This window comes from Pseudomonas sp. BF-B-26, from assembly GCF_019956495.1.
Classification (GTDB): domain Bacteria; phylum Pseudomonadota; class Gammaproteobacteria; order Pseudomonadales; family Pseudomonadaceae; genus Aquipseudomonas.
In genome coordinates, this window is record NZ_JAHBDP010000087.1 from 13,542 (window position 1) to 26,271 (window position 12,730).

Consider the following 12,730-nt stretch of genomic DNA (forward strand, 5'->3'; position numbering starts at 1 on the left):
TTCTGCTCACAGGTATCCGTAAAGCTAACCTCTTGGTTTATTAGCGCGAGTCTTTCTAATAATTGGAAACAAGAAGTCAGTTAGCTCATTCATCCACGATGGAGTATTCAACACATCCGCAATCTCAGCATATTTGAGAGCAAACTTAACTTTAAATCTAGGTAAGTTGAATAATTCTTCCATACTGCGTTGCTCAGTTGTCCGCAAATCGAACGCCAACGCCGCAGGCCAGTCTTCATGATCATGATTTATCGCCTCCAAGAGAGGCCCGACGTAGTCCCCAAAGTCTGGATCACTCTCGAAGCTTCTAAGTGTGGTTATAAAATCACTGGGTATTAGTGTGTCCTCAATAACCGTTGGAGGATGATATTCAGTATTATTTGTTGATTTCAGCATTGTTCTGCTTTCATCGATGTCATTATGTATGCGCTTGATTTGAATTTGCTTTATCGATTCGCTAGCATCATATTTTTCAAATGCCTTATCAGTGTCTAGCAGTAAAAAAACTTTACCCTTAATGTCGTCTCGATGGTCATCAAGAGCCATCTCCAAGTATCTAAATATTTTCTTAACGTGCTTAGAACCACCAACTGGCAGAATAAATAATTTTTTTCTCGATAAATAAAAGTCGAGATAAATCTTGTCTGCCGAGCCTTCGCAAACTATCCACCTATAGTCATTGCCTGTTATAGAAGCTATCATTGACTGAACGAGATCGTTTAATCCTTTAAGCTCTATGTCCGAAGGTAGCTTTCCTTGCGTCGTTTTTCTAAGCTTTGCAATGTCCTCCCTGAAGCATCGCAAATCAATCATTATTAGTTCGCTTTCAAGCTTAGGGCAGTAAATGGCGACACCGTCAGATACAATCGGCATGAATCCGTACCAATGGGTAGTGACAATTGTCTGGACCCGAGCTTGAGAGATGTCTTTCAATTTTTCGAATTGTTCAAAGCACGCGGAAACATGCAGGGAAAGCTCGGGCTCATCTATAGCAAATATAACATGATGCTCCCTGGTTGCCTCAGTCTCTAAAAGAAACGCTCTTGCAATATCGATCAGAGCTTGTCTTTTTTCTCCAGAACTTAGATTGTTTACTGGAACACTATCTTTCCCCACCGTTTTCGTAAGAATTTTACTATCAAAGAAAGCTTCTATGATTTTTTCTGTTAAGTGCGATTGGTTGAATAGGTTCTGTTTTTTTGCAGGTTTTTTGTATTCGTAATTTTCAAGTGTATTGGAGATTTCTGCTAGGAACGCATTGAGCTTCTGGTTGATGTCGGTGACTGTCGCTTTTTTTACTATATTTCTGACTATCTCCTCAATTTTTGTTCCTAGAAGTGCTTGGACTGTTTTGCTTTCTATCTTTGTGTATTCTTTGAAATTGATCTCGGATGGAACGTATATGTATTGGTATGTTGTTTGCACATAGTAAAATAGGGCATCTTCAAACCCTGTCCAATATGGATCATCTTTAAGAGTCCCAAATTCTTCCAGAGATTCAAATATTGAAAAATACGAGCCGGGCGCTGCACCCGCCGCTGTTTTAATCAGCCCTAAAGGTAGAAGGTAATGACTATGAGCTCCGTAACCACCACTCAGTAAAACATCTCTATTGGAACAGAATTCGCTAACAGGTTTCGGCGATGAATTAAATTCTTGCGGGGTTGCCGACCATGCCATTTCATTTATTTTCTCAAGAAAATCGTCATGTTCCTCGTACTCGAAGTCAAATGAACCCTTTTTTATAAGAAAAATAGGACAAATGTACGGTTCCCTCTCGGGATACCCTTTCGTCAAACTGTGATTCAGATTCCATTCTGTTGAATTAAAGAAACTATCAAGCGCCTCTAGAACAGAACTCTTACCTGAGCCATTTTCGCCAACTATTGCTGAAAACATACTGCCGTTAGAAAGAGGTATGTAATTTATATTTTGGTATGTTTTGTAATTTCTTAATAACAGCCCTACGATCACATGCTTCTCCTTGTAAATGCGCCGTGTCAGCATGCTAGCAGATTGCCTCAGTAAAGCATTTTTTATAAAGGCGCCTCTAAGAGCGTTGCGTGTCCTGGCCAATGCCAATCATTGTCGTTGGGCTGCGGAAGAGGCTTCGATGGATCCTGGTCCTCCGGTCTGCATCGGCATACCACTAGCCAGAAAACCGGTCCTAGCTGTTTTTTTTGAAGCGGTTTTACATGCGCGAGGGTGTTAGAGATAAAACTCTCAACAATCAAAATCCGCGACGCCGAGAATGGGTGCATTTTGGTCATCCGCTGAAATGCTGTGATGACTGTCTAAAATGGTCGATTTCTGCCTATCACGAAGGGCGGCAATCCACATTCGATGAACAATCGTCAGGTACGTAGTAACTTGATATCGCCAAAGCAGGCCTGAGTCGAACGTCCCCTAATGGCCGATAGCAGTCGCTTACGGATGCGTTGTAACGGTCCTAGGACCACCATAAAAATTCCTACATAAACCTCGGAATCCGTAACCTTCCCCGCCGTTCCGACGAAGCTTATAGTTCGTCGCGTCGCCTAAATGGCGAATCGGGTTTGGCGACCTGATCGATCGGTATGCAAAAGCGGTGTGCTTTAATGCAGACGCTTTTGCATGCCCGCAAAGCTGTTTTTATGGCAGCTGTGCGCGGGAGACCTTCGGGTCTGCCGGTTTCCCGATCCCGGTTCGCCAACCTGCGTACAGCTGCCACCCATTCGTTTGGCGACGATTGAGGGGCAGTCACCTTTGATTTGATCGGAGTTTCATCTATGGAAAGATACATGCCCCTCACCGGAATCGACCTGATCCCGGCCTCCCTGCTCATCGACACCCAAGCCCCACTCGACGTCCTGCAAGCCATGGCTGATTACCGCATCCGCACAGTCACGCAGGTGCTGGAAAACATCGCCTACCGCGGCGAACTCGGTTGCGACACGGTGGTGCTGTCGGACTTCTCCAAACTGCTGGCCATTCCGTTACGCGACGGCTGTGACTTGATGGACGTGATCGGTCGACGCTTACGGGCGGAGGTGAAGGAGTAAGTAGAAACGGGCGCCTCACGATCAGTTAAGCCGCAATGCTATTTGTAGCAGCTGGCGAAGCCTGCGTTCGGTTCGGGCCTGCGTTCGGGCGAAGCAGTCGTGAAATCTGAGTTTGCGGTCTTCCTGAAACACCGCATTGTCTGATTTCACGACTGCTTCGCAGCCGAACGCAGGCTTCGCCAGCTGCTACGGATTGTGTCGTTCCTTAACTGATCGGAGGATAAAAGGTGACACCCATTAGCCGGTCTCCCGCCTAATAAACTAAGCTGGGATGTACGGATGCTCACGTTGAAACCCCACATGGAAGACTAAGATTGACTCGAATTATTGAAATTCTGATGTACACCTTAAAGCCAGGATCGGGATTGGACTTTCATCAAATAATGCAGAATGTAAGTGTGCCGCTTCACCTGGAAGCTGGCATAGATGTCGTTTCTTATGGCGCCTCATTACATGATCGTGACAGCTATCACCTGATTCGCTCCTATGAAAGCGAGAGCCATCGCCAAGTATCTCAAGATGCTTTTTACGCAAGCACTGCCTGGAAACAGGGCCCGAGAGAAGACATTATCAGTCGGATTGAAATCAGTACAACGACCGTTATGGCGCTCGCTCAAGACGTGATTGATGCCATCAGAGCTTCTGTAGATCTATCTAGAGCCGAAGCTCGATCCGCGTAGCTGACATCGACAAAGGCAGACCCCCTAGCCTTAAACGCGGGGATCAGGAAGATGTGTTGGCCGGACGGTTACGGAGGAAAAAATGATGCGAAGGATTATCGCAACGGGGGCGCTCTTGCTGGCCTTGGGCGGGTGCGCGACATCACCTATGCGGGTTTCTGAAGCGCGGCCAGTGCCGGCCAGTGAGATGTACGCGATCAAAAGCCAGGGTACGCAAGATCCGGGACGCCTGACCATTTTCCGTGATGACGGGTTTGACGGTGCGGGATGTGATGTCGTGTTCTACATCGATGGTCAACGCGCAGCCAAGATAGGTCCCGGTCAAAAGGCATCTTTCGTTTTGCCTGCCGGGAAAGTGAATCTCGGTGCCGGGCTCGCCGAGTCTGGATTATGTGCGGGTGTCGCGATCAAAACTGTTGCGGCCAACATCAGGCCAAGGAAAGAAGTGATTTATCGAATCAACTGGGATACGCAGGGTTTCAATTTAGACCCCTACGTTGAGTATGGACATTGAGCCCCTGACAGACTGATGCCCGCAGATGGCTCAGACAAATCAAGAGTCACTTAGTCTGATTCGATGGATAAAGACCGGCAAGCCGCGCGATCACAACACCCACGTAAAAGACGCCTGAAAATTCTTCGACCATCACCAGGGAGCGGGCGTGGTTGGTCAACGGGAGAACATCACCGTAACCGGTGGTCGTGAGTGTCGTAAGGCTAAAATAGATAAGTTTGAAGAAAGTGCCGGGCTGTCCGAAGTCGAGGTGGTCAGGGCCGAATGAGCCAGCGCTGGATATCTCGAGCAAGGCAAAGACGAAGGACCAAACAAAGGCCAGCATGATGTAACCCGCAAGCGCGCCATGCAGCTTGTCGGCTGTAATTGGCCCGCGCATGAGAATGTAGCGAAGCACTCCGCTAAATGAGACAGCAAGAGACGCCACATAGGACATCCCGGCAAGTTCAAGAATCGCGATACTCTCAGCCCACAATGCCGTCCATTGAAGGCCAACCCCAAGTAACGCCAGACCCAGTTTCAGGATGAACCCCCGCCGAGTCTGCCTGGTGGCGAAAGCGCCCACCAGCAGCACGATTGAAAACAGAATGCCGAGCAACGTACGAGAAAACAGACCTTCCTCAAGAAAGGGAAACAGGAGGATCAATCCTAGTAAGAGCAGCAATAGATAAGTGCAGGGCCCTCGCCCTATTACCATCTGCGCTAAATCCTCTTCAGATTCGGCTTTATCTTGCGGATTGGCCATACCGGTTTCCCTGAGATTGAAATAGCGCTCGAGACCTAACCCGCACGGTTGAAATCTGACCTGGCGTTAGAGGCGTCGGCAGTGAAATTCTAGTCGCGAATGCAGGTGAGAGGAGACGTTCAAGCAGACACTTGAAACGACAATCAAGCCCTGCGCTTAGAGCAGTACTCCACAATCAGCTGAGTGACCGCCGCCACAATCGCCTGATCCGCGTCAGGCGAGGCGAACAGCCGACATTGCGCATCCGGCAATTCCGGCAACCCTTGTTCTGCCCCAATAACCGCCAAACCTTGCCCCAACTGACTGAGTGGCATGGGCGCTACCGCGAAGCCCGCCAGGGCCGCCGCCCGCAACCCGGCGGTGCTGCTGCACAACATCGCTGTGCGTTGGGCGATTCCCGCTTGCGCCAGCCTTGTCAGCGCGGCCTCGCGATAAGGGCACGGCTCGGGGAACAGGGCCAGCGGCAACGGCGTGGGTAACCGGGCGACGGGTTGCGCCGACCAGGCCCACACCAGCGGTTCTTGCCATAGCAACAGCCCCGCTTCGCTGGTTTCGCACAGCGAACCGATGACCACTTCCAGATACCCTTGCTTCATCAGCGCCAGCAACGTACCCGGAATGTTCACCTGCACCTCGATCTTCATCCCGGGGTACTGCGCTGCGAAATCCTGAACCGTGCGCAGCAATCGAGACTCGACAAAATCTTCGGACACGCCGATCCGCAACCGCCCGTGAAACGGCGTACGTGTCAGGTCGGTCCAGGCATCACGGTTCAGCGCGAGGATCGTGCGCGCATAAGAGACCAGGCGCTCGCCATCGGCCGTCAGTTGCTGGGAACGGGTGGTGCGCGTCAACAGGGGTTTACCAATCTGTTCTTCCAATCGCCGCACGTGGCCACTGACCGCCGACTGAGTCAGGTGCAACTTTTGGGCGGCACGGCTGAAGCCGTCTTCATCGACGACGGTGACAAATGTCTTGAGCAGCAGTGCATCAAACATAGTTTTATACGTGATCAATTGAGTGAGAATTTACGATTTATATTTCAAATTCAACTATGTTGCAATGCTCACACCTGCCCTGCCCCCTCATCATTCAAGGTGTGCCATGACGACTCTTCTTCATATTCAGTGTTCTCCACGCAAGCAGCGTTCGGCTTCCCTTGAAGTCGCCCGCAGCTTCATTGCGCGTTATCAAGCCAACACCCCGGACACCGAAATCATCACCCTCGACCTCTGGAACATGGCGCTGCCGGAATTCGATGATCTGGCCATGGAGGCCAAATACGCCGGGCTCAATGGCACGCCGTTGACCGCCGCACAACAAAACGCCTGGAACACGTTGAAAGCGTTGGCCAGTCACCTGCACCGCGCGGATGTACTGGTGATGTCCGTACCGCTTTGGAATTTCAGCATCCCGTACAAACTCAAGCACTTCATCGACCTGGTATCGCAGAAAGACATCCTGTTCAGCGTTGACCCGGAGCGCGGTCTGGAAGGCATGCTGCACAACACACTCGCCGTGGTGATGTACGCCCGCGGCCTGGATTTTTCGGCGCAGTCGAGCACACCGGCGGAGCGCTTCGACTTCCAGAAGCCCTACGTGGAAGCCTGGCTGAAATTTATCGGCGTCACGGATGTGCATTCGGTGATTGTGGAGAAAACCATCCTGGGGGAAGACGTTGATCGGCGTGCGCGTGAGGACGCGACTCAGCAGGCCAGGCGCCTGGCGGACAGTGTGTCGCTGACGCTTCAGGCCCCCCGGTTGCACATCGATTCCGCACGATAGGCTGCGGACCACGGACCACGAGGTCTGCGTCAATGGAGTGCAATCGCCTGATGCAGCAGGGGCGCCTGGTTCGGCCGGTGACGGAGGAGCTTACGCTTGCCGGACAATGTCGACCGAGATCTCCACCGCCGCAATCGTGCCTCTGTTCTCAAGCCAGTGCGTGGTGTTCCTGTCCTCGGGCCAGCCCACTCCCGGCCCATAATCCGTGGCGACTCCATTTCGATGGTCGGTGATCGTTCCTTGCAGAATGTAGACGGTGCCGGGTCTGTCGATATGGTTGTGAATCGGCCCGAAGACGCCTCCAGGCTCGATGGTCACCTTGCGCATTCTGAGTTGGCGCCCTGCCATACCCTCGATCTCGGGACCCAGGTCAATCGTTGCAAGTAACGTCACCGTAACGCCTTTGGTCTCAGGTGCCGCCTGTTCGTTGCTCATCGCACGCTCCCCTCTGTAGGTACAAGGCTTAACTAGAAGTAGAGACCCTAAAAGGGGTGATCAGGCGGGAGGCGACAAAGGGTCGATACGGGCCATTTGTGAGTGGCCGCTTTTGCCGGGGAACGGATGACCCGTCAGTTGCTTTCATTCGCGGCTTCACTGGACGAAGTGCCTGGAGGACTAATCAAAATCCTGTTTCGCTCGACATTTAGGGTAGGCGCTGCAGCCCCAGAATCGCTCTCCTGCTCTATCGCCTGTCTTACGGATACGAATTTCGAAAGCGCTTCCACAACGCGGGCAACGGCGTTTCGCGAAAGGGTCGTTTCTCTGTTTCAGGCGTTGTACATGCTCGTAGTGGGTAGCGAGCGTACTGTCCCTCTTCCCGCTCTCCAGCGCCTTCACCATTACACTCACCTGCGCTTCGTTAAACACAGGCTGCTGAAAGGACTTGATATAGCGGATGCAGCTGACGCCTTGAGTGACATTGTCCGGCATGACGGTCTTGAAGCTGCCGCCGCCGACGAAGGCGATTACAGAATGAATGTGCTCGGGCGGAACGCTGAGCAGCGCTTCTAGCGCCTTCAAGTGCTTGTAATTCTGCCGCAGCGGGTTCTGGAACCTGAAGCGATGCCGGAAGATCTGCTGTGTCCACTGGGCATGGCGCTCACCTCCAAAGATCCAGCCTCGCATGTTTTTGGTCTCCAGCACGAAAATGCCAAAAGGCGACAGGAACACATGATCAATCTGGGTAGTGCCATCGGGCGTATCCAGTGTGACGTTGTGCAACCGGCGGTAGACCTGGCCGTCCAACCCATAGTGGGCGAAGGTCCGCACCAGCAGCTCACCGAACCAGCCCTTGAACCAGGGGGTCTTGATGATGATGACTACGACCAACAATGGCAGCAGCCACTTCAGTAAGTCGAACAGTGGCTGGAGCATCACAAAAATATTCATCGCTCTCCTTTGCGTGGCGAAGGTATGTCAGGACGCCAGGCTACGCCTTCACCCTTTTGTTCCTTTCTAGCTTAGGCGAGGTAACTGGCGCCTGTTTTCGGCCTTAAGCATTGGGGCTTTGCACAAGCAAAGCCATTTTAGCTCGTGCCTCATCCATGGCTCTGGCCCAGCATTGCAGAGTTAGGCAATGCTTATTGATGGTTTCGTAGCTTTCCTCAAGGAAACCATCCGCCGCCTGGCAGCCTGATTCAGACCAGAGATCGAAATGCTCAATGAAGTGGTGGACTAGCTTATTGCGCAGGTCGACCAGTTCCTTGATGGCGACCTTCGTTGCCTCATAGTGCTCGGCTGGCATTTCCAACTGGTGTCGATAGCTGAGCCAGATCAGGTCACCGGCATCGGCTTGCGTCTGTGATTCTTCATTTTGGGGCGACTGGGTCAGAAAGCTTTCGGTCAGCATCCCGACCAACGCGCCCATGGTCTTTTTCTGGGCTCGTGCGATCTTCTGCTCACGGATGATCGGCAGCCGATCCGCGGGACCGCTCAACTCGCCATGCGCGACTATGGCTTTCAGCTGTCGTTCGTATTGTTGCAAGCGCAAAAGGCAGCGTCCGAGCTTGCGCTGCACTATAGGTTGAAGGTCAGGTACACCATCCGAGGGGATGGTAGTGATTTCACTCATGAACAACGACTCAGGCGTAAGTGGTAGAGCTGGAGCGATTCACTGCAATACGATTGCCCTGCGAGGAGAGTTTGCAACGCGTAAATCGGACGCTTTTCAAGCTCAGTGTAGTTGAGCCCATCTGCCAAGACTTTTTCAACAGAACGGCCATGAGCGGCCACTCGAACACATCACCTGATCGGCTGTTTTGTAGGACGAAGCGGTCACCGATGTTCCGCAGCCAACATTGACCTGAACTGAGAAATGATTTCCGAAGATAGCCCGGCACCTTCGAACACTGCGCAGGTGAAACTAACGGGTGCAGGGCCTGGAGCAGTGATGATGCGGTCTGCAACCACAGCTACCGGACTGTTTCGATAAAGCGTGCCCCCTTCATAACCTACGGCATTCTGTTTTAAGAAATCAGCGCTGTTTGAAGTATGAGGAACCGTGTCGAGAAGCCCGGCCCTGGCAAGTGCCAGCGTTCCCCCACAGATACCGGCAATTGTCGCTCCACTTGAACGACTGGCATGAAGAAAATCTCGCATATCCGGTGCTTCTGCACGTTCCCAGACCGTTCCTCCAATGATGACAACAACGTCCGGTTTCCAGTCCAGACATTGCTGCAAACTGCTATCAACCGTTACTGCCAATCCACCCTGCGAGCGGAACAGCCCCGTAGCAGAAGCGAAAAATCTGACATCGATCCCGTAAAACGGGGACGCAGTTCCAGCAATGAAAGCATATTCCCAGTCCGCAAAACCGGGTGTCAGTATCAATCCCACACGTGCCATCAGTCAGAATCCTCCATGAATGCCAATAACATATGGCGACAACAAACAGACATCAAGGCTGCTTCGGGTCGTTTGCTGCACCTTATGACAGGCAGCAATCGGCCAGAAGCAGCCCTTCGAGGCGAACCCGCATTTGGCTCTTCATTCCACCACTGATATGGACGAGCTCTCCTTGGAAACCGTTCAGGGTGACTCTCCGTATGCTTCAGATTTATTAGCCTCCTGTTCTTCCTGTTTTCACAGTTGCGTGAAAAACTGCGCGCTCTTTGCCGCTCACTTTTTGTCTGTTTTGATGGAACTGCCGATGGACATCATGGATACCAAGCAAGAAAACACCCTCGAAAAATCACTCAGGCTGGCGGCGGATGAACCGGCCCATCGACCTGACTTTTTCAAGACTCTGTTGAATTCCACTATCTACGTCCTTGGCACTGCCGGCGCTGGCGAAGGTCAAATCAACCTCGAGGCTGGTAGCAACACCAGCATCGCGCATTGGCAAAAGCCCGACGGCTCCGCTGTCATCCCGTTTTTTTCTTCGTTGCAAACACTACAAAGATCCATGGATAGCGAAGAGTCCTACATAGAGATCCCGGCCAGATCGCTGTTTGAAATCACACTGGGCACCCCTCTTTTCCTCAATCCAAAGTCTCCTTACGGGAAAGAGTTTTTCCCGGAGGAAGTGCGCCATCTGCTCTCCGACGAGATCGGCCAAAAGCCAGTGCAGCGCATGGTCGAAAAAGACACCAAAGTGCTGCTCGGACAGCCGTCGCAATATCCGTCGAAGATGGTCAATTCGCTCACACAATTACTCGCCAAACATCGCAACGTAAAGCGTGCGTTTCTGGCGTTGATGCATGACGTATCGTCTGATCAAAAGCCTCATCTGATCATTGGTATTGAAGCGGGCGGAGATATTGAACTGGTCATGCGCGAAGCCGGTAACGTTGCCGGGGATACCGCTCCGGATGGCGAACCCGTTGACCTCTATCGCGTTCACGAAGGGGAATCAGGCCTTAGCGATTACTTCCTAAAGCAAACAGCACCCTTCTATGAACGGAAGTCGGCAGGCTGGCTGCGTTCATTGTTTGGCTTTGGCAAAGCGTGACAGAGATCAACGCCGTGCTAACCGCAGAGCAGGCCTGCGAAATCGTGCTTGGCCTGTTTGACGGCGTCATGAGAGATGGCAAACCTGAGCATTTTGTCATTCAGTCATGTGAGCTTTCCGCCAACGGTGATTATTGGGTTATTCGCAGTAACAGTGAGGATTACGTCGTCCACGGAATGACGGAGTTCTGCTACGTTGGTGTTAACGCGCACTTGATCAACGTCATTACGGGCAAGCGTGAGACGGTCGTCAGTTGCATGAGTGTCGATGAGTATCTGCAAGACAAATACGACCTGGAGGCAGCGTCGGGCAACCAGTATGTACTGACCCCGGCAATTGACCGAGGCGACAAACCGGCGCTGGTCAATTTGCGTCGAAAACTGCAGTGCACCTACCCGCAAACCCTTGCGTTGCTGACGGACATACAACGACTTTGGCTCACAGGTAAACGCAGGCTTCTTGAAGACGCGCAGCGACTGCTTCTCGAACAAGGCATAACCACCCAAATCGAGTTAGTGCTTGATGCCGGCGACGCAGTCGCCATCGGCATCGAAACCTGGCACATCGAAGCGGTGTTGAGGGCTGTGCGCGAGAGGTTGTGCTGAGCCGACACCAAGGAGCAGTCATATAAAATGCCGTAACCCACCATCAATAGATGCGGCCGACGCCATGCCCCAGCCCACAAGTCACCTATTTGCTTATGTAAGGAAAATCAGCAATTTCCGGCCTGACGTTACCGCTATCGTGCTTTTCGGCCTGAAGGCCGAAGACAATGGCCTGGTGTATCTGGAGATACGCTTTAAGGACTACGGAAAACTCAAAATTGAAGGCGACCACTTGATGCTTGGATTGGATGAGGCACTAGAAAGCGCCGAGTTCGAGTACGGTATTTTGCCAAATGATTGGCGAGTAATGAGCGAGGCGGAAATTCAGCGAATCCCATTCTTTGTCGGTGGAACATGCGTTTAGTGATTTGACCGCTTTGGGTCGTTATCAGCCGGTCGCGACAGACTGAAATCGACCCTTAGCTGCCACTCACTTAAGGCTGCCATCATCGTTTCGTTGGGCCAAGCGCTGGTAGATAAACTCCACTGCTAGTCGGATTTTCGGGATCAGATAGCGGGATTGCAGGTAAAGCATGTAGATCCCGACCTCGGTCCGCGAGATCCCAACCGGCTGACTAAGGTCTACAGTGACCAATTCCCCCCGCTGCAGGTATTCGCGCAAGCTCCACTCAGGCAACAGCACCATCCCACGGTGCTTGCATGCCATGGCAGTCAAAGAGGCTACGTCATTGCTAATGAATGTTGGAACAATCCGAGGGGTTATCCAGTTCTTGCCATCAAAACCAAGCCATTTGAGGACACTCTTTGAGCCACGATACATGAGTGCCGAGTGGCCATTTAAGTCTTCTACCGTCCTTGGCGTGCCACGAGTTGCCAAGTATGTTGTAGAGGCAGCGAGGATGAAGATATTCGGGTCGAGTCGACGCGCTACCACCCGATTCTCTGGTTCAGAACCGGCTCGGAGAGCAATGTCGTATTTATCGCCACCGAGATCCTGTAGTTCGTCACTTAAATCCACGTCAAGGAGGACGTCTGGATAAATGTCGCTGAAATCCTGAAGCACAGGCAGCAGCTTCATCCGCCCGTAGCTTGGCGTACAACTGATGCGTAGCGTACCGCTGGGCCGGCTTGCTTGATCTTTCAAAAGCTCTTCGGCGGCAGCCAGCTGTGCCATCCCTGAACGAACCTGTGCCAGATACGTTTCTCCCACTTCGGTGAGGCTGACGCTTCGAGTCGTGCGATGGAGGAGCACCGCCCCGACAGAATTTTCAAGCTCCGCGATTCGCCGGGATATTGAGGAGGCTGGCACATCGAAAGCTCTGCCCGCTTCGGTGAAGCTTAAGGTATCAGCAACCTTGATGAAGTATTTGAGTGCGCGCAATTTGTCCATCAGTACGACCCTTTCCATCATTGTCTTTTCGACAAAATAGTTTTCTGATTATATCTATTT

General features: G+C 52.0%; 15 protein-coding genes. 7 read left to right on the plus strand and 8 right to left on the minus strand.

The genetic code is table 11. The features are described from left to right. Positions 1 to 24: 24 nt before the first annotated feature. Positions 25 to 1,974, minus strand: a complete 1,950-nt coding sequence (locus KGB03_RS19450) for an AAA family ATPase (protein WP_223528354.1) — start codon at positions 1,972 to 1,974, stop codon at positions 25 to 27. A 794-nt stretch (positions 1,975 to 2,768) separates the two neighbouring features. On the opposite strand from KGB03_RS19450, the gene KGB03_RS19455 reads away from it, so the two are divergent. The 3 genes from KGB03_RS19455 to KGB03_RS19465 all read left to right on the plus strand — a co-directional run bounded on the left by KGB03_RS19455 (position 2,769) and on the right by KGB03_RS19465 (position 4,235). Beyond that, positions 2,769 to 3,041 (plus strand): hypothetical protein, encoded by a 273-nt coding sequence (locus KGB03_RS19455; protein ID WP_008154643.1) that lies wholly within the window; start codon positions 2,769 to 2,771, stop codon positions 3,039 to 3,041. A 314-nt stretch (positions 3,042 to 3,355) separates the two neighbouring features. Then, positions 3,356 to 3,721 (plus strand): NIPSNAP family protein, encoded by a 366-nt coding sequence (locus tag KGB03_RS19460; RefSeq protein ID WP_223528356.1) that lies wholly within the window; start codon positions 3,356 to 3,358, stop codon positions 3,719 to 3,721. An 82-nt stretch (positions 3,722 to 3,803) separates the two neighbouring features. Then, entirely contained in the window at positions 3,804 to 4,235 is a 432-nt protein-coding gene (locus KGB03_RS19465) for a hypothetical protein (RefSeq protein ID WP_317851239.1), read from the plus strand. 46 nt (positions 4,236 to 4,281) lie between these two features. Here the strand turns inward: KGB03_RS19465 and KGB03_RS19470 are convergent, their stop codons facing one another. Both KGB03_RS19470 and KGB03_RS19475 read right to left on the minus strand, forming a co-directional pair. Next, a complete protein-coding gene (locus tag KGB03_RS19470) occupies positions 4,282 to 4,980 on the minus strand; it encodes an ion channel (protein WP_223528359.1) in 699 nt (232 codons plus the stop codon). 143 nt (positions 4,981 to 5,123) lie between these two features. Then, positions 5,124 to 5,978 (minus strand): LysR substrate-binding domain-containing protein, encoded by an 855-nt coding sequence (locus KGB03_RS19475; RefSeq protein ID WP_223528362.1) that lies wholly within the window; start codon positions 5,976 to 5,978, stop codon positions 5,124 to 5,126. Positions 5,979 to 6,084: 106 nt separating this feature from the next. On the opposite strand from KGB03_RS19475, the gene KGB03_RS19480 reads away from it, so the two are divergent. Next, a complete protein-coding gene (locus KGB03_RS19480; protein WP_223528365.1) occupies positions 6,085 to 6,765 on the plus strand; it encodes an FMN-dependent NADH-azoreductase in 681 nt (226 codons plus the stop codon). 90 nt (positions 6,766 to 6,855) lie between these two features. On the opposite strand, the gene KGB03_RS19485 is transcribed toward KGB03_RS19480, so the two are convergent. The 4 genes from KGB03_RS19485 to KGB03_RS19500 form a co-directional block, all read right to left on the minus strand. Further along, positions 6,856 to 7,200: a cupin domain-containing protein gene (locus tag KGB03_RS19485; protein WP_223528367.1), complete on the minus strand. Its 345-nt coding sequence runs from the start codon at positions 7,198 to 7,200 to the stop codon at positions 6,856 to 6,858. 180 nt (positions 7,201 to 7,380) lie between these two features. Further along, positions 7,381 to 8,154, minus strand: coding sequence for a nuclease-related domain-containing protein (locus KGB03_RS19490; protein WP_218536121.1), 774 nt, complete (start codon positions 8,152 to 8,154; stop codon positions 7,381 to 7,383). A 103-nt stretch (positions 8,155 to 8,257) separates the two neighbouring features. Further along, positions 8,258 to 8,836 (minus strand): hypothetical protein, encoded by a 579-nt coding sequence (locus KGB03_RS19495; protein ID WP_218536119.1) that lies wholly within the window; start codon positions 8,834 to 8,836, stop codon positions 8,258 to 8,260. A 203-nt stretch (positions 8,837 to 9,039) separates the two neighbouring features. After that, positions 9,040 to 9,609 carry a DJ-1/PfpI family protein gene (locus KGB03_RS19500; protein ID WP_218536116.1) on the minus strand — a complete coding sequence of 190 codons (570 nt, stop codon included), beginning with the start codon at positions 9,607 to 9,609 and terminating at the stop codon, positions 9,040 to 9,042. Between the two features lie 172 nt (positions 9,610 to 9,781). Here KGB03_RS19500 and sseB point away from each other — a divergent pair, with 172 nt between their 5' ends. The 3 genes from sseB to KGB03_RS19515 all read left to right on the plus strand — a co-directional run bounded on the left by sseB (position 9,782) and on the right by KGB03_RS19515 (position 11,683). Continuing rightward, a complete protein-coding gene (gene sseB, locus KGB03_RS19505) occupies positions 9,782 to 10,714 on the plus strand; it encodes an enhanced serine sensitivity protein SseB (protein WP_223528369.1) in 933 nt (310 codons plus the stop codon). Beyond that, positions 10,711 to 11,319 (plus strand): hypothetical protein, encoded by a 609-nt coding sequence (locus KGB03_RS19510; RefSeq protein ID WP_223528371.1) that lies wholly within the window; start codon positions 10,711 to 10,713, stop codon positions 11,317 to 11,319. Before sseB ends, KGB03_RS19510 begins: the two co-directional genes overlap by 4 nt. Before the next feature lie 64 nt (positions 11,320 to 11,383). After that, the gene (locus tag KGB03_RS19515; RefSeq protein WP_218536112.1) at positions 11,384 to 11,683 is read left to right on the plus strand and encodes a hypothetical protein; all 300 of its coding nucleotides are present in this window, start codon (positions 11,384 to 11,386) and stop codon (positions 11,681 to 11,683) included. Positions 11,684 to 11,749: 66 nt separating this feature from the next. On the opposite strand, the gene KGB03_RS19520 is transcribed toward KGB03_RS19515, so the two are convergent. Beyond that, positions 11,750 to 12,670, minus strand: a complete 921-nt coding sequence (locus KGB03_RS19520; RefSeq protein ID WP_223528373.1) for a LysR family transcriptional regulator — start codon at positions 12,668 to 12,670, stop codon at positions 11,750 to 11,752. Positions 12,671 to 12,730 lie beyond the last annotated feature (60 nt).

What these genes read in the sequence shown, in the direction of transcription:
- KGB03_RS19455 (WP_008154643.1), top strand. Translation starts at nt 2,769, where the DNA reads ATGGAAAGATACATGCCCCTCACCGGAATCGACCTGATCCCGGCCTCC.
- KGB03_RS19465 (WP_317851239.1), top strand. Translation starts at nt 3,804, where the DNA reads ATGATGCGAAGGATTATCGCAACGGGGGCGCTCTTGCTGGCCTTGGGC.
- KGB03_RS19470 (WP_223528359.1), bottom strand. Translation starts at nt 4,980, where the DNA reads ATGGCCAATCCGCAAGATAAAGCCGAATCTGAAGAGGATTTAGCGCAG.
- KGB03_RS19475 (WP_223528362.1), bottom strand. Translation starts at nt 5,978, where the DNA reads ATGTTTGATGCACTGCTGCTCAAGACATTTGTCACCGTCGTCGATGAA.
- KGB03_RS19480 (WP_223528365.1), top strand. Translation starts at nt 6,085, where the DNA reads ATGACGACTCTTCTTCATATTCAGTGTTCTCCACGCAAGCAGCGTTCG.
- KGB03_RS19485 (WP_223528367.1), bottom strand. Translation starts at nt 7,200, where the DNA reads ATGAGCAACGAACAGGCGGCACCTGAGACCAAAGGCGTTACGGTGACG.
- KGB03_RS19490 (WP_218536121.1), bottom strand. Translation starts at nt 8,154, where the DNA reads ATGAATATTTTTGTGATGCTCCAGCCACTGTTCGACTTACTGAAGTGG.
- KGB03_RS19495 (WP_218536119.1), bottom strand. Translation starts at nt 8,836, where the DNA reads ATGAGTGAAATCACTACCATCCCCTCGGATGGTGTACCTGACCTTCAA.
- KGB03_RS19500 (WP_218536116.1), bottom strand. Translation starts at nt 9,609, where the DNA reads ATGGCACGTGTGGGATTGATACTGACACCCGGTTTTGCGGACTGGGAA.
- KGB03_RS19515 (WP_218536112.1), top strand. Translation starts at nt 11,384, where the DNA reads ATGCCCCAGCCCACAAGTCACCTATTTGCTTATGTAAGGAAAATCAGC.
- KGB03_RS19520 (WP_223528373.1), bottom strand. Translation starts at nt 12,670, where the DNA reads ATGGACAAATTGCGCGCACTCAAATACTTCATCAAGGTTGCTGATACC.